A 24677-nucleotide genomic window follows, 5' to 3' on the forward strand; every position below is an offset into this window, starting at 1 on the left:
CGGGGACAAGCGTCGACAACCACTACGTCCCCGTGGCGGACGGCCAACTCTCCGCCCTGGCCCGGCTCGCCCAGGCCACCGGCTGGAAGGTCATCTACTCCGAGAACGAGGGCCAGTTCGACGCGGCCCAGGTCACCGCCGACACCAGCGCCGTCACCAAGGCCCTGGGCCCCTCGCTGGTCGGCATCGCCTGCGGGAACGAGCCCGACCACTGGAACGTCAACGGCTTCCGGCCCAAGAACTGGACGGCGAAGGACGAACCCGCCGACGCGGCGGCCTGCCTGGCCGCCGTACGGGCCGGATCGCCGAAGGTGCCGTTCGTCGGCAACGACGCCGGATACAACGAGGGAACGCGCTTCGTCACCGAATACTTCCCCTGGGCCAAGGACAAGGCCGCCCTGCTCACCGGCCACCTCTACCCGCTGACCAACTGCGCGAACAAACAGCACGGGACGGCCGAGACACTGGTGTCGGCCCAGACCGCCCGAACCGAGGCCCAACGACTGGACGCACTCGTCCCCGAGGCCGCGAAGGTCGGCCTCCCGCTGCGGATGAGCGAGACCAACTCCGCTTCCTGCGGCGGAATCCCCGGTGTCTCCAACAGCGACGCGACCGCCCTTTGGGCCGCCGACTACCTCATGCTGCTGGGCGAGCACGGATTCGTCGGAGCGAACTTCCACGGCTCCCTGACGGACGGCAAGTGCACCCTATACACGCCACTGTGCCGCACCGGCGACCGCCAGTACCGCGCCCAACCCGTGTACTACGGCATGCTCTTCGCCCGGCTCATGGGCACCGGCCGACTCCTCCGGTGCAGGTCTCACAGCCCGACCAACTCGCCGCCCACGCCGTCGAATCCGCAGACGGCGGCATCCGCACCATGCTGCTCAACCGAGGCGCTTCGCCCATCACGGTCGTGGTCGACGCGGGCCGACACCACTCCACGACGGTTTCCGCCCGGCGGCTCGGCATGCCCTCGCTCACCGCCACCAGCGGCGTCACCATCGCCGGCGCCGAGGTGGCGGCAGACGGCTCCTTCAATCCCGGGGCCCCGGAGCAGCTTCCCTGCGCCGAGGGCACCTGCACCATCACCTCCCCGTGTACGGCGGCGTCGTCCTGGGCGAGCCCGGCGGGACGACGGACTGACGGCTGGGACGGGCAGCAATCGTGCAACCCACCGGAGAGGAACGCGCGACGACTTCGACTGGTGCGGCAAAGTGCTGGGGGGCTATGCGGTTCGCCGGCTGACGGTTTCGACCGGCGGGCTCCCGCACCTCGTCCCGCACAGTCGGCAACGCAGCCTCCAGCGCGGCGAGTTGGGTAGTCCTCTGGAAGCTCTGCTGCACGGGATCCCGGCCGAGGTCAGGACGGCTTTCAGCGGCGGGCCGGCACCACCACGGACTGCGCGCGACCAAGTGAACAGCATCTCCCGTGTGCCGCACTTGAGCCCGTCTGCGCCTGTATCAAGGTCACCAAACGGACTGCCTTGAGGGATCCGGCTTCGTTGGGTGGTTGGACTGGCGTAAATTCGCGCTTTCAGTTCGGCCATCGGCTGGATTCACATGCTCGGCCTTCGTTTCGGCGTGCGAGACTCCGGCTGTGACGTTATCTCGATGGATTCTGGCTCCGATGACGAGCTGGTATGCGTTGCGTCTGGTCCGGGCCTCTGGTGGCCTGCTGGAGCCTGAAGTTGCCTGGAGGGCGGCCCGTATCCGCCTGCACCCAGATGAGCTGCCGTTTCTCCTGCACGGACATGGGCACGCCATCCGTCTGTTGCGAGAGTGACTGGTGCGGGAGATGGCACTCATTATTCGAACTGAAATCGATCGTTCGTAAAAGTGGGCGATCATCCTCCTCTGTGGGGAATGCGAATCTGGCCATCGTTGGCATGTGCCGCACTCCAGCCGGTCCAGGAAGGTATGAATGGCTACCGGCGATCAGCCCACGTACTTTCCAGGGGGATCCGATGTCCGACATCCTCGGCCTTTCCGCGGTGGCAGCTGCGGCTCTGCCGCCAACCTTCACCTTCCTGTACCAGCGTCTTGAGGCTCTTCTCAATCGCCACGACGGGCGGCAGGAAGCGAACGATCTCTCCACGGCCGACCTGCCGCCGACACTGGTCGGCACCGTCTCCCTACCGCTCGTGGCCGACGAGCAGCGGCTGCGCGACCGAGTCGGAGAGCTGCGCCTGGCACGGACGGTGCTGGCGCGCTACCAGCAGGATCCGACTCTGGTGGTGCCGGGTGATTCGGCGCTGACCGATGTCCTCGGCCAGCTCCGCTCGGCCATCGAGGAGATCTACTCGCATCGGTTCACGTTCACCGGCGAGAACCGCGAAGGGTCTGCTCCTCTGGTCGTCCAGCGCATCGACCAGGTGGACAGTGATGTGACCGGCATGCAGGCGGGCGAGGCGATCGTCACGGGCACGGTCATCCAGGACTTCAAGAACGTCTCCAACGGCTCCACCGTGATCGGAATGTCGGCGCCGGTCATTGGCGGTGGGGCATGAAGAGCTGAACTCGCAGGCCAACGAGCGCTCCCCGGCCCTCAGCCCGCCTACGATCAGGAGAAGCCCCATGAGGTCGCTCTTCAATCCCTCCGACCATGGCCCGGCCGACCCGTATGAGTCCGACCGGTCAGCCGTACCTCTTTCACCTCCCGTGGACGCGAGCCCGCCGGCGCGGACGGGAGAAGCGGCCGACAGAGACGTCGCCCGCGATCCTGGCTCCGGTGCAGACTCGTCGCCGATCGAGACGACGGGCATGCAGGCAGACGGCCAGGAGACCCACAGCCTTCCCGAGACGGTCGGCCCTGCGGGCTGGCAACCGCGATCCGGCGACCGGTTCGAGCAGGCCCCCGTCCAGGGTTCGGGGCAGACGACGGCACCCGCGTATTCCGTACATGAGGAGCCGGCAGATTCGTTCGGGGCGGCGGCCCGATACGGCAATCCTGCACAGGACACGGTCACCCCGCCGGACGCCGACAGCCTGCAGCGGCTTCTCGCGGACGTCGGGTCCCAGACCTCGCGCCCGCCGGTTGGCCCCGCCCAGACACCCGACCTTGGCGAGGGGGATGACAACGTCGAGGAGAACGTCGGCTCTTCGCAGTCAGACGAGCGTCCACCCAGCTCCGCACCGTCTGTCACGCAAAGCATTACTGGTGCGAACAACGGCACCGTGATCGGAATCCAGCTCCAGAACATCATCAACAGGATGCGCAACACCGACCTGCGCAGGGCCTGGGTGGAGGAGCAGCTCGCCGTCTACGTGCCGCCCGAGAACGAGGAAGAAGCCACCACTGTCCTGCTCAGGGAGAACGTTCTCGTCCTGATCGGAGACACTGGCACTGGCCGCCAGACCACTGCCCTGCACCTGCTGCGGGGCCTGAGCGGGAAGGGACTAACGCTCAAGCGCTTCCTGCGGGAGCCGGACGACCCCTTCGCTATGGACGACTTGGCAGGGCAGCGCGGAGTGGGCTGGATCCTCGACCTGCGGGCCGAGGGCGACACAGTGAGCAGGCTCGGCTATTCGCTGCAGAAGACCGCCCTCCTCAAGGACGCCGGGTCCTATCTCGTCGTACTGGCCAGTCCTCAACTGTGGGAGACCGTCGGGCAGGGCGGCGACCACGCCGCTGTCACGCTCGAGGCAGCAGAGGCGAAGAGCGTTCTTCGGGCCTATCTGGCAGCCGCCCCGGAATGCGCGGATCCGGGGCTGTGGATCGACAACCCGCGAATCGCCCAGGCGATCGCCGGCCGACTCCCGGGCGAGGTGAAGCGCTGGGCTGACGCCATCAGGGAGGAGGAGCGCAGGCCGGCAACCGCATTGCTCCCGTCTGCGACAGCGGACGATGCAGAGGCTGCTTTCAACGAGCGGATCGACCGGGTCATCGAGGCCCGCGCCGACTGGCGCAACCAGCTGCGCGATTGGCACATCGGACACCCGGACAGTGACCATCGCAACTACCTTCTCGCGGCTGCGGCCATGGACGGCGCCCCGGTCGAGAAGATCTACCCCGCCGCGGAAAGCCTCGCGGAGGCTCTGGGGGAGACGCCCGTGCCGAGGCCCGGTCAGCAGGGACCGGGCATCATCGAGCTGACCCACATGATCGGTGCCGTGCTCTCGGCAGATGGTTCCGTGACCCTGCCCTCCGAGGGATACGCGGAGGCAGTCGTCGAGTACTTCCTGGTGGACCGTGCCCACCTTGTCGACCTCTTCACGCAGTGGACCGCCACTCAAGCCGTCGAACTCGAGGGAGATCTCGGGCTTCAACTGGCCGACCGCGTGGCGGAGTGGGTCCTTCGCCACACCCAGAAAACCCGCTCCGTGGCACTACTCAAGTCGGTGACAACGCAGTGGTCGGCCAAAAAGGTACTCAGGGAGCACGCCCGAGACCTCCTATCGGTCGCCGCCGTGGACGCCGGTGCCGGCCGCATGGTCAGGAACAAGATCCTCGAATGGGCACGGAAAGAGGATGAACCCGTCGCCCTGCGCGCGACCCTGGCTGCGGTGTGCCGACAGGTGAGCCAGGTGTATCCACGGGAGGCGCTTTTGCGGCTTGACGCGCTGGCCGAAAGTGGCAACCAGAAGATCACCGACGCGGTGGGTAAGGCGATCAACGAGATGTGGGACAACCCCGACCAGAGGAAGAAGGTCAGGAGCGTACTTCGCAGCTGGGCCGCGAACTCCAAGGCGACGGTCCGCAGCTCCGGTAGCCACGCCTTCCTCCACCTCGCAGGCCGCAGCGACGAAGACGGCACACCATCCCTGTTGGCGGGCGAGGACAAGGAGAACGACCTCCCGTGGATCGTGCAGAGCTGGCGCACCGCGCTCGAACACGACCCCCTACCCGATCCCGCGGTCGTGGCGTTCAGCGTGTGGATGGACGGCGCCGACACCGCACCAGATGCTCGCGATGCCGTGTTCAACGTCTTCGCCCGGGCGGTCCACGACGGACCCGACGAGAACCGTGCCGTTCGCTTCCTGAGCCTCAACCGGCTCGCCACTCACTGGGAGCCGTCCGAGCCGACAAAGCCACTGACTGAGCGCGCCCGCCTGCGCGACGAGCTGATCACCTGCGTTAGGCAAGCGGACCCCGCCAACTCGGGAAGCCACTCCGGTGTTCCGCAGACGTAGTCCCGTTCCAGAACAACGCGAGGGAGAACTCCATATCCAAGGAACCGTGCCCAGTGCTGCCGAGTGCTACCGCTTCCACCTCGAGGTCACCGGCCGCTGGTCCGATTCACCCGACGCGACTCGACACCACGACCCCGAGGCCGCGGCGAGCGACCACGTCCTGAACATCATCCGCGACATAGCGCGCGACCATTCGCTGCCCGACGTAGTGAGCGTCGAGAAACGGGTCAATGCCCGTCTCGGCCTTCCAGCGGCCGTACCTGACGCCTCGGTGACCGTCAGCTGGGCCTCTGTACGCCTATGGGCGACACCGGATGACCTGGCCTCGGCCCTGCACTCTCTCAGACGCACCCACGAATACAACCTGAAGGAGGAACAACACCGCCGCGAACTCGACCTCAGTCGCTCATTGCGAGACGCCTTGCGCGAGGACCCGAGCCTTGCACTGGCCCACCTCGTCCTACGCCACCCACAGGACCTGTCCACCGAATCCATCAGCCAGCTCGGCACGCTGGTCGCCGAGGTATCAGCCTACGACCCGGCGAACTCCTGGGTTGCCACCGCAAAAGTCCTCCAGAACCTCATCAAGGACATGCCCACCGACACGAAATCCCATCTCATCAATCAACTCGCATCCCTAGCAGCTCAGTTCGGGCACAAGGCAGTTGCCGACCAACTGTGCAGGCACGCCGAACCCAAGAAGGCAGCTGACGAGGAACCCAGCTGATCGCCGCTACTGGCGGTGACGGCAGCTCTGCCGGGCCGCTGCGGTCGGTGTGGCAGGCGCAGGCGCCGACCGTGGGGCGGTCGGCGCCTGCGCGTCACCTGGTTCAGCTGTAGAGGCCGGATCCGAGTTCGATCAGCTGCTGGCCGACGCCGGTCGCGATGGCCGTGGTGAGCGCGGGGCCGGCCAGTCGCGTGATCCTGCGCCATATCCGGCCGCCCTGCTCGGGGTCGCGCCCGTCGCGTTCGAGGGCCTCGACGTCGGCCGCGTAGTCCTCCGCGTCGACGGCGTCCAGGCCGAGCTGCGGAGCGACCGTCCGTAGGCCTTGGACCAGGTCGGCGAGGGCCTGGGCATCGATGCTGTTGCCACTGTTGATTGTGTTGTGGTCGCCGGTGGAGGCGACGCCGCCGCTCATGCCACCGTTGACCACGGTGCCATGGTAGTTGTTCGTCGTAGTTCGCGCGGTGTTCTGGCTGTCCATGTAGCTCCTCACGGTGTGACCGCCGCGGATGCAGGCGTTGCCGCCCTCGGTGATCCGCAGCAAGTGCGGTGCATTCCCGTCGTGGCCGGCTTCGCGCTGGGCGAGGCCGGCGGATACGAGCTCGGTGACCGCGCCCAAGACCTCCTCGCAGGTGAATGCGGTGCCGGCAAAGAACGCGGTGGGTGCGTGCGTGAACGTGCCGGGTCCGACCGGGGCGCCCTGGTCATGCAGCCATCGCAGGAGGGCATTGCCGACGTAGTTGGCGCGCAGGACGCGGTCGCCAGCGAGCTTCTTGAGCCGCCGGACCTCCAGTCGGCCCTCGTCCGCCAGGAACACGGCGGTGTCGTCGCCGCCAAAGCTGCGGGAGATCCGGACGAAGCCGTGCTGCTCGAGCTGGAGGGCAAGCCCCGCTGCCTCCTCCTGCGGGAGCTGCTCGCGGTCGGTGAACTCCTTCATGTCCTGGAAGTACCCGCGCTGCTCTGCTGCCCGTTCGTCCAGCCACAACAGGGCCTTCGACAGAAAAGGGTCATCCTCGACACCGGAACCGCCGGGTAGGTCCGTTCCGATCGGAACGCGGATCTGATGGCGCTGAGACGCCTGCTCGAAACTCTTCTTGATCTCGCACACCATCTCGTCGATCGCACGGTGGTTGATCTCGAACCCGGCCAACTGTGCTCCTTCCTGCGCCCCAGACGAGGCTACCGGCACCCTCCGACAATACGGCCGCGCCTGATGGCAGAACCGGCCGTGGGTACGCCCCTGGGGCCGAGGTAGGAATGGCAACCCCTGACCGCCTCGGCGAACGGCGTTCGGGTGCGCCTTCGGGCAGTCTGGCCCTCACCTGCCGGAGCTCTCCCAAGGACGGTCGTCTGCGCTGGCTCACCGCGGGGGAATGCTCCGACACCGTCCGGTCGGACAGGAGATCACCGGTCAGGCAGGGCCGCTTGCTGTCGTCTGCAGGGCGCATGTGGGAACAGCGTTTTCGGCTGACCTTGTCGGTGCCCTCATCTAGGCTCGCAAGCCGAGACCGATAGGGGAGTCACGTGCTCGACAGCCCGCTCACCGCCGATGTGCCGCTCGGCCCGTTCCAGGACGCGCCCATCGCGGTCCGCTCGGCCAGGAGCAAGAACGCCAAGCTCCACGCCGGCACGACCTGTACCCAGCTGCGCACCCGAGACATCACGATGTCCCGGGTGCCGCTGAACGCCGAGACGATCGGCCGGATGTGCTCGCACTGCGCGGAGTCCGGACAGTGGGCATCACCGACCAGTGGCCTCGGCATCTTCCTGCGAGCGCTGGGCGGCCTGGGGCTGCTGTACCAGCTGCGGCAGTACACGGCACCGGACCCCGATGACTGCTGGGAGCAGGAGGAGGTCCAGTCCGCCGCGGCCCTGCTGCGCACCGAGCCCTTCGAGCCGGCCGCTGCTGCCTCCGAGGACGATGAGGAGCCGGATGAGGAGGACCGGGAAGCGCGCGACGAGGCGAAGCGCCTGTGGGAGAGCGTGCTGTCCACCTGGCGCGGCGCGGCTACGAGCCTCCACCTGGCCCAGGCCAGCGTCACCCTGTTCCCCTGGCTGGCGTCGTGGGCGGAGCCGAAGCTCGCCGCGAAGCAGCAGTACCTGGAGGTCCTGCGGGCTCAGGCTGCGCTGTTCGTCGACTCCGAAGGGCTCGTTGCGGCCGCTGCCGCGGCGGCCATGGAGGAGCCCGAACTCCCCAGCGAGGAGGTGGCGTTCAGCGCCATCGGGACCGGTAAGGAAGTCGGTGCGCGACTGAAGGCGCTCTGGCGCGAGTGGCAGGGCGAAGCCGGACGCGGCTGGGAGGGGCCGGGTGCGCGCACCTGCGTCGCCGATCCCACCCGCGGCATCCGCCCCAATCGGAAGGGGTATGCCGAAACCCGAGCCGCGGTCGACGGACTCGTCGCCTCCTGGGAAGTCCAGGTTCGGGACGCGGTCACGTCCTCGGCGCACGACGCCCTGCAGTGGGTGTCCGTACGCCTGCCCGAGGTCAAGGAAGACCCCACACCGCCCTGGCGCGAGCACGGCTTCCTCCTGGACCTGGACGACTGGACGACCGGGGTGCTGATCACCCACCTCGCCGACGCCGACTGGGCGGGCCGCACCCTCACGCTGCGCGTGCCCCGGCTCATCGCCGACCGGCTCCTGTCCCGCTCCCACCGCCTTGACTGCGAAGCCCACCAGGACAGGCCGACCATCATCACCGCGCCTTCGGCGAGCCCGATCCGGCCCGGGATCTTCGATGACACCCCGGTCCACGGACGCCAGCCGCTCACCGCGGAGCATCTGCGCCTGCTGCGTTCGATTCGGCCCGCAGCCGCGGACGAGCTGTACACCGTCTTCTCGACGGACGGTGGCGCCGAAGTTGTGCCCCTGCCGGTGATCGAGAAGCGCCTGGCCCGCGGATGGCAGTGCTTCCTCCTCGCCGGCACAGCGGACCTCCCCGCCGACGTGATCGAACCATGGGCCCGCGAGGTCGGCCCCAGGCCCGAAGGCCAGGGGAGCCTCTGGCCGCAGTACCCGCGCAGTGCGCACGACCCGCTCTTCGGCGAGGACCTCGGCCTGGCACAGGGCGCCACGCGAGCGGCCTGGCTCGGGTACGAGCGCCAGAACGCGGAGCGAAACCTGCGCCTGCTCGCCATGGCCCGCGGCGTGCGGGACCTGAGGACGCTGGACGGCGGCTACGACGACCACGGCCGCTCCCGCACACTTCCCCAGCCGGTGTGGCTGGGGCTGCTGACCCACGCCGAGGACCTGGACCTCGAACCGTTCGAGGCCCCGGATGCCGACCGATGGCGCAGCGGAGGCAGCGGCATCCCGCTCGGCGTCCTCGCCGACGTGCAGGTCTACACCACCAACGCCGACCCTCGGATCCAGGGCAAGGGCCACTCGCCGTTCTGCGCCCACTCCCGCGAACGCGGCGTCGTCGCCGGCGACGACCTGCTGACCGCCGCCGACCTGCTCGACGACAACGGCTACGACTGGTGCAGCAAGTGCCACGGCTACGCCGTTCGCCGTCTGACCGACACCCAGCTGTCCTACTACCGGGCCGCCCACCGGCTCCACGACATCGCGCAGACACTCGACCCCAGGCGAGGCGGCCGCGACCGCCTCGACACCGAAACGATCACCCAACAGCTCCGTGAACTCGCCGACTGGCGACCTTCCGGCGAAGACCACTGGTACACGAGCGGAGCACGGCGCTGGCGGCGCATCGTCGGCGAGCTGCAGGTGAAGGCGGAAGCAGCCGGACGCGACACCCCATGACCCAACCGCGCAACACCCCGCACGCGAACGCACTGAACAGGCCACCCATGACCAGCACAACGCGCGACACCCTGTCGCCGCACGCCACCGGCCCCAGGCTGCTCGCTCGGCTCACCGCACCGCTTCGCCAGGCCGGCTGGGCGGAGGGCGAACTCTGGGACGAGACGGACGAGGACGACGAGCCCGGAACCGGGTCCTTCTACCGGGAGTTCTCCCGCTCGAACTTCCACATCGGCGTCACCTGGAACCCCGCCGACGCCCTGCTCACCGTCGACGACCCGACCGAGCACTGGGACTGGGACTGGGACGACAGCCTGCCCCCGCTGTGCCCACTCGACGAGCCCCTCACCATCGACCTGAGCACACACCCCACTCAGGGCGCCAAGGCCGAGGCCGCACGCCGTGCCTTCGCCGAGGCCGGGCTCCTGGACGCCACCCGCATCCACGTTCCCGAACAAGCCCGGGATCTGCGCCACGATCTGGTTCTGCTGCTGTGGGCGGACACCATCCACGACGCGATCAGCCGCCACCGGGTCGGAGACGACGGATCGGAGGCCATCAAGGCACTCGGCGAGGACTTCTCCTGGCGGGCCGGCGCCGGACTGCGCACCTACCCGCTGATCGTCCCGGACCCGGTTCCATCGGCGGCGGCGCGCGGCATCGCCGAATGGTGCTGGCGCCGCGAGAGCGACGTCGAGGAATGGCACTTCAAGATCCGCGACATCACGATGGCCCGCGCCAACATCGCCGCCACCCGCGGCGTCCTGCCCCACGTCCATCCCGAAGGCGTCGACTGGCCGGCCGTACGCCTGGCCCTCACCGCACCCGCCCGCCGGCTCGCAGACGGCAGCGCGCTCAGCGACGTCTTCGAGGAAGTCTGGGTCCCGATCCTCGCCTCCATCCACCGCCAGATCGACCTGTGGCAGACCGCCGACGAAACCCTCGGACCCGAGGCCGTCCTGCGGCTGCTCACCCTGCACGGCTCGCGCACCGAGTCGGTCGGCGAATGGTGGGGATCCGGCTGGTACGAGACTGCGGCTCGCCGCGCCGTCGCCCGCGCCGCGGGCAACGGCAGCTTGCCGGGGGCCGCTTCGGTCGCCTTCCCCGACGCCGAGCGGCTCGCGGACGCAGCCGCCTGTCACCCCGACATGCTCGACGACGACACGTTCGCCTGGCTCACCGAAGCCATCTTCGAGGAGGAATCCCTGCGGCGTGATGCCCAGCTCCCGGTCCCAGCGGCGGTCACCCTGCCGGACTGGGCAGCGCAGGACCTTCTCGAACTCCTCCAGCCAGACACGGCAGAGGACCCGGCCGAGGAGGCTCGCTCCGGAGATTCGGAGTCCGCTGATCCTCGGCCGGGTACGAGGGCCTGACGCGAGGAGTACCTGCTGGCTCACGCCGCCTGTCCGAAGCGATAACCGGTGGCGGGGTCGGCCGGGCTCGCCACGTGGGCGTCCGCCCGGTCGAGGGCGGAGGCGAGTGCCGTGACGGCTTCGTCGGCGGAGTCCTTGAGGAGGTGGCCGTAGAGGTTGACCGTGAGGGCGAGGGTGGAGTGCCGGAGGGTCTTGGAGACGACGGCGATGGGGATGTTCTCGGCGATCATGATGCTGGCGGCGGTGTGGCGCAGGTCGTGCAGGCCGATGCGGGGGAGTCCGAGTTCGGTGGTGCGCTTGCGGAGCTGGTCGAGGACCCACTGAGGCCGCAGCGGCAGGCCGTCCGGCTTGGCGAAGACGAGGCCCTCCAGCCTGCCTTCCGGGTGGGCGTTCATCTGGATGGCGGCTTGGCGGTGGAGGGCGGCCATGACTCTGGCGGAGAGGCTGATCCAGGCGCGGCCGGCCTCGGTCTTGGGCTCGCGGAGGTGGATCTTTCCGTTGTCGATGGCGGCGAGGGTCCAGCGGACGTAGAGCTTGCGGTCCATGAGGTGGACGTCGGACCAGTGCAGGGCGAGGATCTCGCCGCGGCGCATGCCGGTGCCGAGCATGACCTCAAAGAGGTCGGTCAGCTGGTCGGCGTAGTGCTCCGTGTTGTGGCGCAGGAAGGTGGCGGCCTCGTCGGGGGTCCAGCAGGTGCGCTCTTCGGCGCGGGGCCGGGCGGGGACGGAGTGTTTGGCGGGGTTGTAGCGCAGCCCCCAGGAACGCACCGCGTGGTTGAGGGTGTTGCGCAGGGTGGAGACGATCCGGTAGACGGTGACCTTGCCGCGCTTGGCCTTGCGCTGGTCGGCGATCCAGCACTCGATGTGCTTGGGGCGCAGGTCGGGCAGCCGATTGTGGCCGAAGGCGGGGATCAGATCCCGCTCCACGCACGCCTCGTAGCCGGCGTAGGTGTTCGGCGCGAGCTCCTCCTTCTTCACGGCCAGCCACTGCCGCAGGAAGCTCCCCACCGTGACGCGACGGTCCTCGTACACCCCGCGCAGCTCGCCGTTCAGCACCGCCTTCATCTCCCGGACCGCCTCGGCGCGGGTGGCGAACCCACCGCGCCGACGGGTCTTTCGCTTCCCGTCCTCCGGGGCCAGGTCGACGCAGTACGTCCACGACCCGTGACCCGCCTCCTCCAACAACCGCACACACCACGGACCCAACTGCCTCCCGTGACCGTCCGAACAACCACACCGCCGGTACACCCGACCACGCTGCGCACGCTGTCCCATGAGCTTCCCCTTGTCTCGGACTGGGTGGTGCCTCTGAGGTAAGAGTGGCTGCCGTGTCGGGTGTGGCGGCAGAGCGTGCGGGGCGGTGCGCGAAGCATTCAGAACCAGACGGCGAAGACACGCTCAAGAAGACACACCGCCCGGAAGATCACCATCCGCAGCCAGCGGGTAAGCGACCATGATCCGCCCGCAGGAACCGGACCTGCGAGCCGGCCAGCGCCGTCGACACAGCGGCTGTCGGGATCGTACGGCGGTGCTTGCTGAAGGACCGACAGATCTCGGTCACCGGCAGTAGCTGCTGCGGGGTCGCTGGCCCTGGGACCACTTTGGGACCGCACCCGATGAGCGCTCATGAACGCGGATGGGCGAAAACGGGCGCTCATGCACAAAGTAAACATTGGCGAACTGTCATCTCTTCGCCGCGCCGCACTCGTCAAAGACATCTAACTCCCGTCTGTTCCATGGTAGTTGAGCATTGGGGGTCAAGGGGTCGCAGGTTCAAATCCTGTCGTCCCGACCAGCGTTTTCGCAGGTCGTAGGCCGTTTCCGCTTCTGGCGGGAGCGGCCTTTCTGGCGTTTTGTCAGCTGGTGGTCGCATGGTGGTCGCACTGGTCACAGCGGAATGGGTGCGTGAGCTGGGCGTTCGCGGTGGGTTCGGCGTTGGCGGTTGGTGAGGTGGTCGCGGAACTGGGCGATCAGATTCCGTGGCCGGTCCGCTCGTTGGGCGGTGTGAAGGGCGAGTTCGGCGCTGTCGAGGAGGCGGGCGATTGCGTCGACGGCTTCTCGGGCTGCCTGGCGGTTGAGGTGGCTGTAGATGTTCGCGGTCGTCGACAGGGTCCGGTGACGCAGCGTCTTGGACACGATCACGAAGGGGACGCCGCCGTTGAGCGCGAGGGTGGTGGCGAGGTGGCGCAGGTCGTGGACGGCGATGCGGGGGACGTCGGCCTGGTCGCACAGTTTGTGGAAGTGGTTGAGGACGTAGTGGGGGTCGAGGGGGCGGCCGTGGCGTTGGAAGACGTAGCCGTGGGCGGGGATGGCGAGGCCGAGGAAGTGGTGGTCGGCCTGGTCTTCGAGGGCTCGGCGGGCGCGGTTGTTGATGGCGATCCAGGTGAGGCTGCTGGTGGTCTTGGGGGCGGTGAGGACGGTGTAATGGTTGTCGACGGAGGAGAGGGTGTAGCGGACGAACAGGACGCCCTCGTCGAGGTGGACGTCGTCCCAGTGCAGGCCCAGGGCTTCGCCCTTGCGCATGCCGGTGTTGATGATCAGCTCGACGAGGTGGGCGAACAGCGGGTCGTGCTCGTGCGCGTACTCCAGGAAGCGGACCGCCTCGTCGGGCGTCCAGATCCGGCGCTCGGGCGTGGGTGGTCGGGGGACGACGGCGGGTTTGGCGGGGTTGTGGCCGAGGCGGTGGCGGATGACGGCCGCGCCGAGGGCGCTGGAGAGCGTGGCGAGGATGCGGTGGACGGTGACGCGGCCGCGGCCGGCTTTGAGCTGGGCGCGGGCGTAGTGGTCGATGTGTTCGTAGGCGAGGTTGTCGAGGAGGATGTATCCGAGGGCGGGGATGAGGTCCTGGTGGACGTAGGCGCGGTAGCGGGCCAGTGTGGTGGGCTTGAGTCGTAGCTCCTGGGCGGCGAGCCAGGCGATCAGGTAGTCGCCGAGAGTCTGGCGGGGGTCGGGGTTGTAGCCGTAGGCGTGGCCGTCGAGGAAGCGGCGCAGGTCGTTGCGGGCCGCGTCCTCGTTGGGGTAGCCGCCGCGGCGCACGGTGTGGCGGCGCTGGTCAGGCCAGGGGACGTCGACGGCGTACGTCCAGGTGCCGTGGCCGGGATCGGCGGAGAGGTGGGGGCAGCGGGCGCCGAGCTGTCGACGCTGGGTATCGCGGCACCCGCAGCGCCGGTAGACGCGGCCACGGTCGTGGATCGAGGTCGGCATGGTGATCGCCTCAAGGGCTCGTGCGGAGGGGTTTCCCTCAGTCTCGCCCCGGGCCGCCCTTGACGCCGCGCCAAGGGATCGTCGCAGGTCAAGCGCCGATTCCAGCGCTGGTGAGCGCACGGTGGTCGCGGCCGAGCCGTCTTCTGAGCGGCAATCGGGGACGCCGCCGACCGGGGGACGGTTCCGTTGCCGGGATGGAGGGCCCACTGCGGCGGCCCGCTCCTGCTTCTCGTCGCGGAGAGTGACCAGAAGCAGGAGGGAGCCCAGGAATGCCACCGCGGGTTCGAAGTCACCGTAGGTGATCGACTACGTCCAGTCGGAGCTGCGGGGCGCGTACGAGCGAGGTCAGATGAGCCGGTCGCGGTGTGCGGCGGTTTCGCGGACGAGCTGGGCGAAACGCTCGCGGCTGCGCCGCTGGTACTGCTCGGCCTGCTCGTCGTCCCAGTCCTCTACGTCACCGTCGAGGTCGTCCTCGTCGTCGAGCTCTTCGTACTCGCTGTGGAGGAGACAGCAGCCGTAAATGCCGGTGAGGAGGTCTTCGAGGAGGTCGCGGGCCGGCCGCCTGGGGTCCAAGGGGGTGAGCCGCAGTGCGACATTGGTGAGGTCGGCCTCCTCGTCGCCGGTGTACTCGGAGACGGTCTCCTCCAACTCGTCGAGCTGTTCGCGCAGGGCGGTGGGGTCGGGCAGGAGGCCGTCGGTGATGTGCATCGCGTGGCGCACGAGGCCGGTTACGGCGTCGTGCGGGGTGGCACCGTCTTCGAGGAGGCCGAGGACGAGGGTGGGGGTCTCGTGGGGGAGGGCTTCGATGTTGTCGGCTTCGAGGACGACCTGGGTGGGGTTCTGACCGGAGGCTTCGGCGGTGACCTCGGCCGCGGCGGCGAGCCAGTGCGCCGCGGCGGCGGCGGTCGGGTCGATATCGGAGACGAGCTCGGCCGGCCCGAACGGGTCCTGCTCCAGGAGGCTGTTGGCTGCGGCGACCTGGACGGGGGAGGCGTCTTTCCGGCTGAGGAGCACGGCCTGCTGGGCGCGGCCGGTCAGGTCGCCGAGTTCGGCGCTCTCAACGGCGGCGAGTTCGGTGGCGGCCTCGGCGAGTACGGCCTCGTCGAGCTCGGAGTCGTCGAGCTCGTGCAGGGCGCGGCCGACACGATTCGCGGATTCGATCAGGCGGCAGTAGGAGACGACCATCGAGCCGCCGCTGGGGAGGTTCGGCTTGGCGATCGCGTCTGCGACCTCGGCGAAGTGCTTGCGTTCCTCCTCGCGGCGCCAGCCCTCGGTGTTGGGCTCCAGGGAGCCGGCGGCGCTGGCGGGATGCGTGTAGGTGCGCCACGCGGCCTCGGACAGCTGGGTGAGCGCGCGGGCCAGGCCCAGGAGTACGGAGGTCTCGGCCTCGGCGGGGAGGGAGGCGGTGCGGGTGGCGAGATCGCCCTCGCCCGTTCCCCAGGTGGCGATCAGCTCGTGTCGTGCGGGGTCGATGCTGTAGCGGGTAAAGGGGGCTCTGCCTCCGGAGTCTCTGCGTGGGCCTGCTCGAGCGTTCGCTAACAAGTCTGGTGCATCGTCAGGAAGGTGGAGGCCACATCGTCGGGCGGAGCGATGCGAACAGATGCCGGCGGCGCTGAGCAAGGCCGAGGTGATGGAACGATGACGCACGGATCTTCCCCGGAATCTTGATCAACTTTCTGTCTGTACAGGTCAGGGTGCTGCCCATTGTCGAGGGCGGCGGTGGGCCGGCTGAGAGTGGCGCGCCAAAACCCTCTGCCGACGGCGTCAACCCGGCAGTTGCGCGTTCGATGGCTACCCGCCGGACGCGAAGGGCGTCGCCGGTCTGTGCGCGATATCTCCATATTGTCGCAACGGTCGCTTATCCTTCTGCTGACGCGCTTTTGATCAAACGTCAGAAACGTGGGGTGTCGGAAATGGCCAGAAGTGATGACGGTGGCGACGCCCGCAGGCAGGCCCTGGAGACCTGGGCCAGCGCGATCGGCAAGCCCGTAGGAGAGAACTACACTCCCTACTCGCGCTGCAAGGAGTGCTTGACCACGGTCGAGTGGAGGATGTCCACCGGAGGCAAGTGGATCCCCCTGCAGCCCAAGGATCTGCCCAGCTATCGCGTGCCGGCCAGGGTCGCCTGGCATGAGGACGACGAAGGACTGGTGCGTCCCGGCCGGAAGGCGGGGCGGTGCCGAGTGATCCACTACGCCGTGTGTCCTGCCAGGGTTGGCACCTTGGAGCCCGAACTCGACGAAGTGCGACGGATGCTCGGGGTTCGGGGTCGCAGCTACCGGATCGCTGCCGGAGAGGACACGCCGTTGAACCTCGCCCCCAATGAGTACGGCATCTCCCCGGCCGCGGAGCAGGAGGGCGCGCTCTTCACCGAGAACGAGGTCGACGATCGCGATAGCACGCTTGTGGAGGTATCGCGGTGGGACGACTGGCTCCAGCTCCAGGCCGCCGACCCCGGTGAGCTGACCAATCCGATCTACGTCGCCCTCAATCGCATGGGCGAGCGCGCCGGCGGAACCTGGCTGATTCCGCGCACCCCGAAAAACGAAGGCCAACTGCGACGACTCGCAACCCGGAACGACTGGCGCTGGACCGACCTCCCCGGCGCCGGCCCGGACACACCCCCCGTGCCGCACCCCCGTGCCGGAGGCAGTTGATGTGGGTCAGTGTTTGTGTCAGGTGGGTGGGGCCGGTTGAGTCGTGAGGTGCCCTTTCGGCAGTTGGAAGCATGCGCGCGGCGGGCCGGTGGCGCATCGGCCCCGAGCTGCTGGCCAAACTGCGAAGCTCACCAGGACAGGCCGACACCCACCACTCCCGCATGTTCGGCGAGCTCGATCCGGCCCGGGATCTTCGACGACACCCCGGCCCGCGGGCGCTGGCCGCTCACCGCGGATCATCTGCGTCTGCTGCGTTCGATGCGGCCCGCTGCCGCCGACGAGCTGTACATCGTCTTCTCGACGGACGGCGGAGTGTGTCTTTTGGGGGAGTTCTCGTCGAGTACACAACCCTCCTTATCGCGGGCGGGAACGCGAGGTAGGGCGTGAACTCGCTCCAGGCCGCCCGCGAGGTGCGGACCACGGCCGGGTAGCGTTCGCCCAGGTCGGAGGCGGCAAGCTCGTTCAGGGCCTGCTCGGCGGCCTGCTCGGTCGGCGCGGTGTAGATCGCCCGCAGGGCCGGCACCAGCGTGGCGTGGTCCCTGGCCGAGGACAGCCGCGGCGAGGCGCGAATCAAGTGAATTACGCACGTCTGCCTGTGGGTTGCCCGGGGCTAGGTGGCGGTCACCGCCTCCGGCAGCCCCTTCAGGCCGTCGCATCAGACGATGCACGCGTCCTCGCTGCCCCGGTTACGCAGTTCCGACAGCACCGCCATCCACGTGCTGGCGCCCTCGCCCTCGGCGCCCACCCACAGGCCCAGCACGTCCTTGCGGCCGTCCATGTCGACCCCGACCGCCACGTAGACGGGCTTCGAACTCACCGCGCCGGAGCGGATCTTCACCCACAGCGCGTCGACACGATCTTTCGGACACGCTCCCGAAGACCGTACAGACCCCACCGGCACGAGAACAGCACCGCGAGCATCGTTGATGCGGCGCGAAGGCAGCTCACGACGGTGGCGGGTGACTCCCTGCGTGGTGCCGAACCGGAGCAAGATCCCCGACAGCGTCAGACACTCAGCGACTGGGTCTGTCGTGATGGTGTGGGGTGTCGGGCGGTGGTTTGCGGGTGTCGCGGGGTTCGGGGTGGGGCTCTTCCTCGGGTGGGTGACCGGCTTCTATCGCGCGTCCGCGTTCCAGCTCGAAGTTGAACTCGAGGCCCAGCAGGATCGCGAGGTTGGAGACCCACAGCCAGAGGAGGAAGAGGATCACGGCTCCGATGCTGCCGTAGGTGCTGTTGAGGCTGCTGAAGTTGGCGACGTAGAGGGCGAACGCGCCGGATGCAATGATCCACAGGGCCACGGCGACCAGGCTTCCGGGCAGGATCCAGCGCAGCTTGGGTCGTTTGGCGTTGGGAGCGGCCCAGTAGAGCAGGGTGACCATCGCGATGACGATGATGATGAGGACGGGCCATTTGGCGATGCCCCAGACCTGTACGGCGTTGTCGCTGACTCCGAGGATCTTCCCGGTCTTGGTGGCCAGTGTGCCGGTGAAGACGACACCGGTGGCGGTCAGGGCGAGGAGCACGACGAGGACGATGGTCAGGGCTAGCCGGGTGGGCAGGGTCTTCCAGGGCGGGCGGCCTTCGTCGATGCCGTAGACGTTGTTGGCGGCGCGCATGAAGGCCGCGACGTAGCCGGAGGCGGACCACAGGGCGAGTGCGATCCCGATGGCCAGTGCGATGCCTGCCTTGCCCTGGGCGTTCTGGAGTTGCTGCACGACGGTGGTGAGGATCTGGCGGGCGGATCCGGGGCCGAGGTTGCGGATGTGATCGAGCAGCGGCTTGGTGGCGGAGCTGCCGATCAGCCCCAGGATCGACACCAGCGCGAGCAGGGCGGGGAAGATCGCCAGCAGGCCGTGGTAGGTGAGCGCGGCTGCGGCGTCGCTGAGGCTGTCGGCCTTGAACTGCTTGGTGGTGCGTTTCAGGACGCCCCACCACGACCTTTGGGGCAGGTCGGTCGGGCTCTCGGCGGGGCCGGCGCCACGGGTGGCGGCCCTGGTCTCGTCAGCTGTGCTTGTGTGCCGGTGTTCGTTCTCGTGTCGTGACATGGGTGCCAACCCGGCGTGTGGAGTGCCTGTGTTTGGGGCGGGGCCTCAGTCCTTGACCACCTGCCGCACAGCTGGAGGAGGAAGGCCGGAGCGCCTTCATGCTCGGGCCGTCCTGATCAGCACTGCCAGGAACGGCAGGACCAGGCACAGCAGCACCAGAAGGACCTTGGCCATGATCATCCCTCGTTTCGAGGTGCGATGGCCGGCGGCACGGTAGCCGCTTCTTCATCGTCTCACCGCTGGCCGCCCGGCGGGGAACCGGCCGAGCTGGAACGGCGGGTACACGTGCGTGGACGGGGATGCACGGATGCTTCGGTGCGTGGCCTGCCCAGCCGGGTCGGTGAACGTGTCCGGCTCGATGGCGAAGGCGACGGCGTCCGGGTGCTCTCAGCGCGCGGACGGTGAGGCCATCGGCGGGTCCTGGATCCGTGCTGGAAGGCCGGCTTTGAGTGGGAAGCTGCCGCACCGGCCACCCGTGGGCACACCGCGCTGGAACGGACGGCGCAACCCCGCACATCCGGGGGTCCCGGTGCGAGGGCTCCGGGGCCCGAGCCAGCTGCGGCGCGGCCGTAGGGCTGGAAGGAGCTGTGGCCAGGTTGCCGGGCGGGTCAGGTGTCCGTGGTGGGCTCCTGGTGGTGTTGGGTGTGGCGGAGCTGTTCGTTGAGGCGTAGGGCTTCTTCGAGTTGGTCTTCGAGGATGATGATGCGGCAGGCGGCTTCGATGGGGGTGCCCTGGTTGACGAGGTCGCGGGCGCGCATGGCGATGCGTAGTTGGTAGCGGGAGTAGCGGCGGTGGCCGCCGTCGGAGCGCAGTGGGGTGATGAGGCGGTGTTCGCCGAGGGCTCGTAGGAAGCCGGGGGTGGTGCCGGTCATCTCGGCGGCGCGGCCCATGGTGTAGGCGGGGTAGTCGTCGTCGTCGAGTTTGTCGGGTGTGTCGGGGCTGGTCGTTGTAGTCACTGCACCTCTCTGGTTCTGGGGAGAACGCGTCGAGGGGCCCCGGGGCCGTGTCGGCTCCGGGGCCCCGAAGGGTAACAACACCATCTACCAGCGTTGGCCGGTCCTGTTACTTCCGCACTGCCCTCGGGGGGTGTGCGGGGATCGCGTATGCGTGACCGGAAACCACCGTCCTTGCGTTGGGGTCTGCGGTGTCCGCCCGGGTGAGTGTTCACGGGCCGGGCGATCCTGATGGCGCTTGCGCCCTCCATTCATCCTCTGTACTGAACTGTCACTTTCGTACTGCTGGTACTGCTGGTACTGCTCTCACTGAATTGCGTAGGGCTAGGTACCGCTGGTGGCGGCCCCTGATACCTGCGGGCCGCCCGGTCCGGCAGTCAGCCCCGTCGCCGTCCTGTCATCTGTCTGGCTTCGGGACTCCACTGCCGGACCGTCCTGCGAACTTCTGTCCAACAACGTCGGCCAGTTCGTGTCTGGCCGGTATCGCCGACTCCTGTCTACGAGAGAAACGTTAGACCCGCCCGTAAGGAATGTCTACTCCGGCGAGTATAGATTTTGCGGCATTCGGGTGTGAGGTAATCTGCCGCTGCGCGGCGGCGGCGACCCCCCGAGCCGCCGCCGCGCAGCGGCAGAAGGACCCAGCGACACCGCGCAGGGAGGCGGGAATGGAAGAGCTGGTGCCCGCAGTACCGGAGTCGGCCCGGGACGGACAGGCGGACCTGATCGAGGCGATCATCGAGGCCGTGCACGACGGCGACGACCGAACCGTCCGCCGGCTGCTGGCCCGCTTCGCCGAACTGGCCACCATCGCCGACCTGTACGCCCTGCGCGACGCCCTCGACACCGCCCTCCCATCCAGCGTCCACGGGTAGAGGTGACTCCCACCAGAACGCACTCGCGACCCTGCCCGACCAGGCGTTCAGGTCGACCCTGCACCTGGCGTGGTGGCCGCTGCGAATGCGCGGTGCTGCCCGTTGGGCGACGCACGGTACCGATGACGGCCATTTGCCCGGTCCGGGTCAAGCCGCGGTGGCGAGGTCGGTGCGGCCGAACAAAGGCGCGTAGCCGCGGGGAGGGTCGGCGAGGAGAGGTCGTGCTCCGCCGTCCGGTTCCGGCACGGGGGCCGATCCGCGCACCGCTGACAGCCGGGCAACCGCCGCCGACGGCCTGCGGTTCGCTCTGAACGGATCGCCGTCAGTACTCGGAGCCGCTTCGCAGGTAGGTGCCCGCGACCTGGAGCCACGCTCCGGGGCTGAAGCACGCCTCGATCCGGTGCGGCGTGTCCTGGAAGACCCGCAGGACGCGCAGCGCGCCGCTCGGGTGCAGGTCGTACTCGAAGGTGACGCCGTTGTCCGTGTCGTCCTCGTACTGCAGGTCCAGCGGCCCCTTCGACGGCTCCGCCGGTGCCCGGGCGTCGGCCGAGAGTTTCACGTAGACGGACATCTCTGCGTCCCGCCTTTCCTGTCTGCCCGAGGACTCCGGCCCACGAGGCCGTCCCTCAGGACGCTTCGGCCGGTGGCTCGGGACCGGTGCCGGCGGCGATGAGGATCTGCCGCGCGGAGTCGGTTCCGTCGGCCTCGACCGCGCGGGCCATTGCGGCCAGGGCCGCTTCCTGGCTCGCCTGCGGGGGGACGACGAGCAGGCTGAAGTGATCGCGGTCGCCCCGCGTGATGATCACGGTGTCGTCGCCGACCGGGTACCGGTCGATGTGCACCGACCGGCCGTCGACGACCAGGCGGGCCGGGACGTCGTCCCAGGCTTCCGTGTCCAGGCCGACGCTCGCGATGGGGCCGAGGTGTTCGGTCAACGCGCGGACCAGGCCGGGAAGTTCGGCGCTGATGTCCCGTGAATGTGGCCACCACGCGCCGTCGAGTGCACCTTCGCGTGACTGGGTGGTCTCCAGACGCAGCAGGACCGTCCCCGGCTGCGCGGCCTGCCGGAACCGGTCCGGCAGAAGCCCGCGGTGCGAAGCACCGGTTTCGTCCGACATGGCTCGCCACCTGTCCGTGGACGCGGGCTGAGCCCGCTGAGCGAGACCCACCCCTCAGGGCGCGGCGGCTCGGGCCGCCCCGACATCTTCACGGTACTCCGCCCGCGCCGGACCGATCCGGCCGCTCGGGAGAGCCGCGGCGGGGGTGCGGGCGTCTCAGCGCCACTCGATCAGGAACAGGGTCGCGTCGTCGCTCGTACGACCGCCCCGTTTTGACGCGTCGGGTTTGTCGGTGCCGCCGCTGTCCTACACGTGGAACGGGACGGTCGTGACGACGACCTTCGGCAGGGGGCGCAGCGCTCTCCGTAGCCTGGCCGCGAGCCGGTTGTGCAGGAGGCGGTGGCGCCAGTGCTGTACGACGATCTCCGGGAGGATGACGGTCAGGGTCAGGTCCGGGCGCTGGTGGTGCAGCGACTCGATGTAGTTGACCAGCGGTGCGACGATCGCGCGATAGGGGGAGAGGACGATCTTCAGGGGTAGGTGGTCGCCCCACAGGTTCCAGTACGCGCGGAAGCGTTGGGCCTCGTCCGCGCTGGAACTGATGTGGAGCGCGAGGACCGGCTGCTGGAGCGAGGCGGCGTAGGCGAGGGCCCGCATGCCGGCCTGGTCCAGGGTGGCGATCGGCACGATCGACAGGGGGTGGATCTCCTCGGGAGTCTCCTCGCTCTCGGCTTCAGCCGTGGTCTCGAACGTTGCTCCGGTCGCGGTGCCCGATGTCCGCGCGGTGCCTCGTGCCGTGCGCCCCTCCGAACTCGGCGGTGCGACCGTACGGCTGGGGACTTCGACGGCATGCGGATGCAGGGCGGTCGCCGCGCCGACCGTGTCGTAATGGTGCCGGATCCTTGTCGTCACCAGGACGAACAGTCCCACCGTGAGCACGGCGAACCAGGCGCCCTCGGTGAACTTGGTCATGCCGGCGGTGATGAGGACGACCGCCGAGAGCAGGGCGCCGGTGGCATTGAAGGCCAGGCTCTTGCGCCAGTGGCGGTCGCGCAGGCGCCACCAGTGAACGACCATGCCGGCCTGCGACAGAGTGAAGGCGAGGAAGACGCCGACGGCATAGAGCGGGATCAGAGGGCCGGTCTTGCCGCCGAACGCCGCGTAGATCGCGGCCGCGGCGACCGAGAGCAGGATGATCCCGTTGCTGAAAGCCAGACGGTCGCCCAGTCGCAGGAAGATCCGCGGTGCCTGGCTGTCACGGGCCAGCAGGAACAGGACGCGGGGGAAGTCGTTGTAGGCGGTGTTGGCCGCGAGGAGCAGGATCGCGGCGGTGGAGGCCTGGGTGAACACGTAGCCGAAGCCCGAGCCGAAGGTGCGATGGGCGAGCTGCGACAGGACCGTCTCCCGTGAGTTCGGGACGATGCCGTCGAGGTGGACGAGTGTGACCGTGCCGGCGAACAGTGCGACGAGCAGGCCGACCATCCAGGTCAGTGTCGTGCGGGCATTGCGCCACTCGGTCGGCTGGAAGGCCGGCACCGCGTTGGAGATCGCCTCGATGCCTGTCATCGCCGTCGAACCCGAGGCGAAGGCACGCAGGACCATAAGCAGGCTGACGCCCTCGGTCGCGGTCAGCTGTGGTGTCGCCGCCGGGTGGAAACCGCGGCCGGCCGCGTCGGACAGACCCACGGCGACGAGTGCCAGGACCGCGATCACGAAGGCGTACGTCGGTGCGGCGAACAGCGCACCCGCCTGCCGCACACCGCGCAGGTTCCCGGCGAGCAGCACAGCGATCACGGCGACGCCGATCGGCACGACATCGCCTTGGAGCGAGGGGATCGCGGAGGTGATCGCCGCCATGCCGGAGGCGATCGAGACCGCGACCGTGAGAATGTAGTCGGTCATCAGTCCGGCAGCGGCCGCCAACCCGGGAACGCGGCCGAAGTTGGCGGTGGCGACGATGTACGAACCGCCGCCGTGCGGATACGCCCGGATCGTCTGACGGTACGACACCCCGACCGCGAGCATCAGGAACACGATCGTCACGGCGATCGGCACCGAGTACCGCAAACCCGCAGCACCAGCCAGGACGAGGACGCCCAGCATCGCCTCGGGCCCGTACGCGACCGAGGAGAGCGCGTCGGCGGAGAGCACCGGCAACGCCACCAGCTTGCGCATCCGCTCATGCGCGATCGCGGTGCTCCTCAGCGGAGCCCCGAGCAACACGTGCCGGACCCCGGTACCGACCCGGCCGAGCCGGGACGTCCGTGTGTCCTCGCTGGTCGCCTCAACCGCAGGCGGTCCTCCGCCAACCGCGGCGACCCGCACGAAACGACCGAAGCGGACCGGCCGGATCTCCGAAGGAGCGGGATAACGACCGAGATCCGGATCCACCGGCAGCGCATGCCGCCATGCCTGCGGATCCCCGGCAACCCGACCCCACTCAAGCCCCACCCGGCGCAACACCCCGAGTTGCTCCGCATCGAGCGCCGACAGCAGGGCGTCGGGGCTCGGTGCGCCGCCCTCGCCACCTCGACTCGTATCCGACACGGCACACAGTGTTACGCATGGCGTCCCCTGCCGGGGGCAAGGCGCACGCAGGCTGTCTCGTGCTCGGAGCGCAGGGCTGTGCCTCGCTCGCCTCACCCGGTTCTGGACCGGCGGCCCCGACTCGGCGTGTCGCAGGCACCTACTGCGAAGCGGTTCCCCGTACTGGCGGACTACCGGCGGGTCTCAGCGGTTGGAGGAGCGGCCGCCGTGCCGGAACCGGACAGCGGAAATGGCCACGGCGATGATCAGTACGGCAATGCCGATGAACAGCAGGTAGATCAGGCCGTGGATGGCCACGCCGACGATGCCGAGCACGATCGCCAGGATGATCAGGAACAGCACCAATGCCAT

At 68.7% G+C, this 24677-nt stretch carries 18 protein-coding genes and 1 pseudogene; 8 read left to right on the forward strand and 11 right to left on the reverse strand.

Annotated features, from left to right (window positions below):
* Window positions 1-32: 32 nt before the first annotated feature.
* The 4 genes from AB0F71_RS25015 to AB0F71_RS25030 all read left to right on the forward strand — a co-directional run bounded on the left by AB0F71_RS25015 (window position 33) and on the right by AB0F71_RS25030 (window position 5859).
* The gene (locus tag AB0F71_RS25015) at window positions 33-1490 is read left to right on the forward strand and encodes a hypothetical protein (protein WP_360238229.1); all 1458 of its coding nucleotides are present in this window, start codon (window positions 33-35) and stop codon (window positions 1488-1490) included.
* Between the two features lie 476 nt (window positions 1491-1966).
* Entirely contained in the window at window positions 1967-2509 is a 543-nt protein-coding gene (locus AB0F71_RS25020) for a hypothetical protein (RefSeq protein ID WP_360238231.1), read from the forward strand.
* Window positions 2510-2576: 67 nt separating this feature from the next.
* Window positions 2577-5132, forward strand: coding sequence for a hypothetical protein (locus AB0F71_RS25025; protein WP_360238233.1), 2556 nt, complete (start codon window positions 2577-2579; stop codon window positions 5130-5132).
* A 46-nt stretch (window positions 5133-5178) separates the two neighbouring features.
* The gene (locus AB0F71_RS25030; RefSeq protein WP_360238235.1) at window positions 5179-5859 is read left to right on the forward strand and encodes a hypothetical protein; all 681 of its coding nucleotides are present in this window, start codon (window positions 5179-5181) and stop codon (window positions 5857-5859) included.
* Between the two features lie 103 nt (window positions 5860-5962).
* Here AB0F71_RS25030 and AB0F71_RS25035 read toward each other — a convergent pair whose 3' ends face one another.
* On the reverse strand, window positions 5963-7006 hold the full coding sequence (locus tag AB0F71_RS25035) for a hypothetical protein (protein ID WP_360238237.1): 1044 nt from the start codon (window positions 7004-7006) through the stop codon (window positions 5963-5965).
* A gap of 374 nt (window positions 7007-7380) precedes the next feature.
* Between AB0F71_RS25035 and AB0F71_RS25040 the strand changes: the two genes are divergently transcribed.
* Together AB0F71_RS25040 and AB0F71_RS25045 are read left to right on the forward strand one after the other, a co-directional pair.
* A complete protein-coding gene (locus AB0F71_RS25040) occupies window positions 7381-9618 on the forward strand; it encodes a hypothetical protein (RefSeq protein ID WP_360238239.1) in 2238 nt (745 codons plus the stop codon).
* Window positions 9619-9665: 47 nt separating this feature from the next.
* Window positions 9666-10991: a hypothetical protein gene (locus AB0F71_RS25045; protein WP_360238241.1), complete on the forward strand. Its 1326-nt coding sequence runs from the start codon at window positions 9666-9668 to the stop codon at window positions 10989-10991.
* A 20-nt stretch (window positions 10992-11011) separates the two neighbouring features.
* Here AB0F71_RS25045 and AB0F71_RS25050 read toward each other — a convergent pair whose 3' ends face one another.
* The 3 genes from AB0F71_RS25050 to AB0F71_RS25060 form a co-directional block, all read right to left on the reverse strand.
* Window positions 11012-12172 (reverse strand): tyrosine-type recombinase/integrase, encoded by a 1161-nt coding sequence (locus AB0F71_RS25050; protein WP_360238243.1) that lies wholly within the window; start codon window positions 12170-12172, stop codon window positions 11012-11014.
* A 705-nt stretch (window positions 12173-12877) separates the two neighbouring features.
* Complete coding sequence (locus AB0F71_RS25055) at window positions 12878-14194, reverse strand: site-specific integrase (protein ID WP_360238245.1); 1317 nt, start codon at window positions 14192-14194, stop codon at window positions 12878-12880.
* 345 nt (window positions 14195-14539) lie between these two features.
* The gene (locus AB0F71_RS25060; RefSeq protein WP_360238247.1) at window positions 14540-15736 is read right to left on the reverse strand and encodes a hypothetical protein; all 1197 of its coding nucleotides are present in this window, start codon (window positions 15734-15736) and stop codon (window positions 14540-14542) included.
* Window positions 15737-16107: 371 nt separating this feature from the next.
* Between AB0F71_RS25060 and AB0F71_RS25065 the strand changes: the two genes are divergently transcribed.
* A complete protein-coding gene (locus AB0F71_RS25065; protein WP_360238249.1) occupies window positions 16108-16851 on the forward strand; it encodes a DUF6083 domain-containing protein in 744 nt (247 codons plus the stop codon).
* Between the two features lie 226 nt (window positions 16852-17077).
* On the opposite strand, the pseudogene AB0F71_RS25070 reads toward AB0F71_RS25065, so the two are convergent.
* From AB0F71_RS25070 to AB0F71_RS25080, 3 genes and pseudogenes are all read right to left on the reverse strand, one after another.
* Window positions 17078-17752: pseudogene (locus AB0F71_RS25070) on the reverse strand (transposase).
* A 112-nt stretch (window positions 17753-17864) separates the two neighbouring features.
* The gene (locus tag AB0F71_RS25075) at window positions 17865-18896 is read right to left on the reverse strand and encodes a YihY/virulence factor BrkB family protein (RefSeq protein WP_360238251.1); all 1032 of its coding nucleotides are present in this window, start codon (window positions 18894-18896) and stop codon (window positions 17865-17867) included.
* A 608-nt stretch (window positions 18897-19504) separates the two neighbouring features.
* The gene (locus tag AB0F71_RS25080; RefSeq protein WP_360238332.1) at window positions 19505-19786 is read right to left on the reverse strand and encodes a MerR family transcriptional regulator; all 282 of its coding nucleotides are present in this window, start codon (window positions 19784-19786) and stop codon (window positions 19505-19507) included.
* 728 nt (window positions 19787-20514) lie between these two features.
* On the opposite strand from AB0F71_RS25080, the gene AB0F71_RS25085 reads away from it, so the two are divergent.
* Window positions 20515-20721 (forward strand): hypothetical protein, encoded by a 207-nt coding sequence (locus tag AB0F71_RS25085; protein WP_360238253.1) that lies wholly within the window; start codon window positions 20515-20517, stop codon window positions 20719-20721.
* A 322-nt stretch (window positions 20722-21043) separates the two neighbouring features.
* Here AB0F71_RS25085 and AB0F71_RS25090 read toward each other — a convergent pair whose 3' ends face one another.
* From AB0F71_RS25090 to AB0F71_RS25105, 4 genes are all read right to left on the reverse strand, one after another.
* Window positions 21044-21292, reverse strand: coding sequence for a hypothetical protein (locus AB0F71_RS25090; RefSeq protein WP_360238255.1), 249 nt, complete (start codon window positions 21290-21292; stop codon window positions 21044-21046).
* Between the two features lie 55 nt (window positions 21293-21347).
* Complete coding sequence (locus tag AB0F71_RS25095; RefSeq protein WP_360238257.1) at window positions 21348-21839, reverse strand: DUF5994 family protein; 492 nt, start codon at window positions 21837-21839, stop codon at window positions 21348-21350.
* 246 nt (window positions 21840-22085) lie between these two features.
* Window positions 22086-23954: an APC family permease gene (locus tag AB0F71_RS25100; protein ID WP_360238334.1), complete on the reverse strand. Its 1869-nt coding sequence runs from the start codon at window positions 23952-23954 to the stop codon at window positions 22086-22088.
* Window positions 23955-24509: 555 nt separating this feature from the next.
* Window positions 24510-24677 (reverse strand): DUF2207 domain-containing protein, encoded by a 168-nt coding sequence (locus AB0F71_RS25105; protein ID WP_143685857.1) that lies wholly within the window; start codon window positions 24675-24677, stop codon window positions 24510-24512.

This window comes from Kitasatospora sp. NPDC028055, from assembly GCF_040637885.1.
GTDB lineage: Bacteria > Actinomycetota > Actinomycetes > Streptomycetales > Streptomycetaceae > Kitasatospora.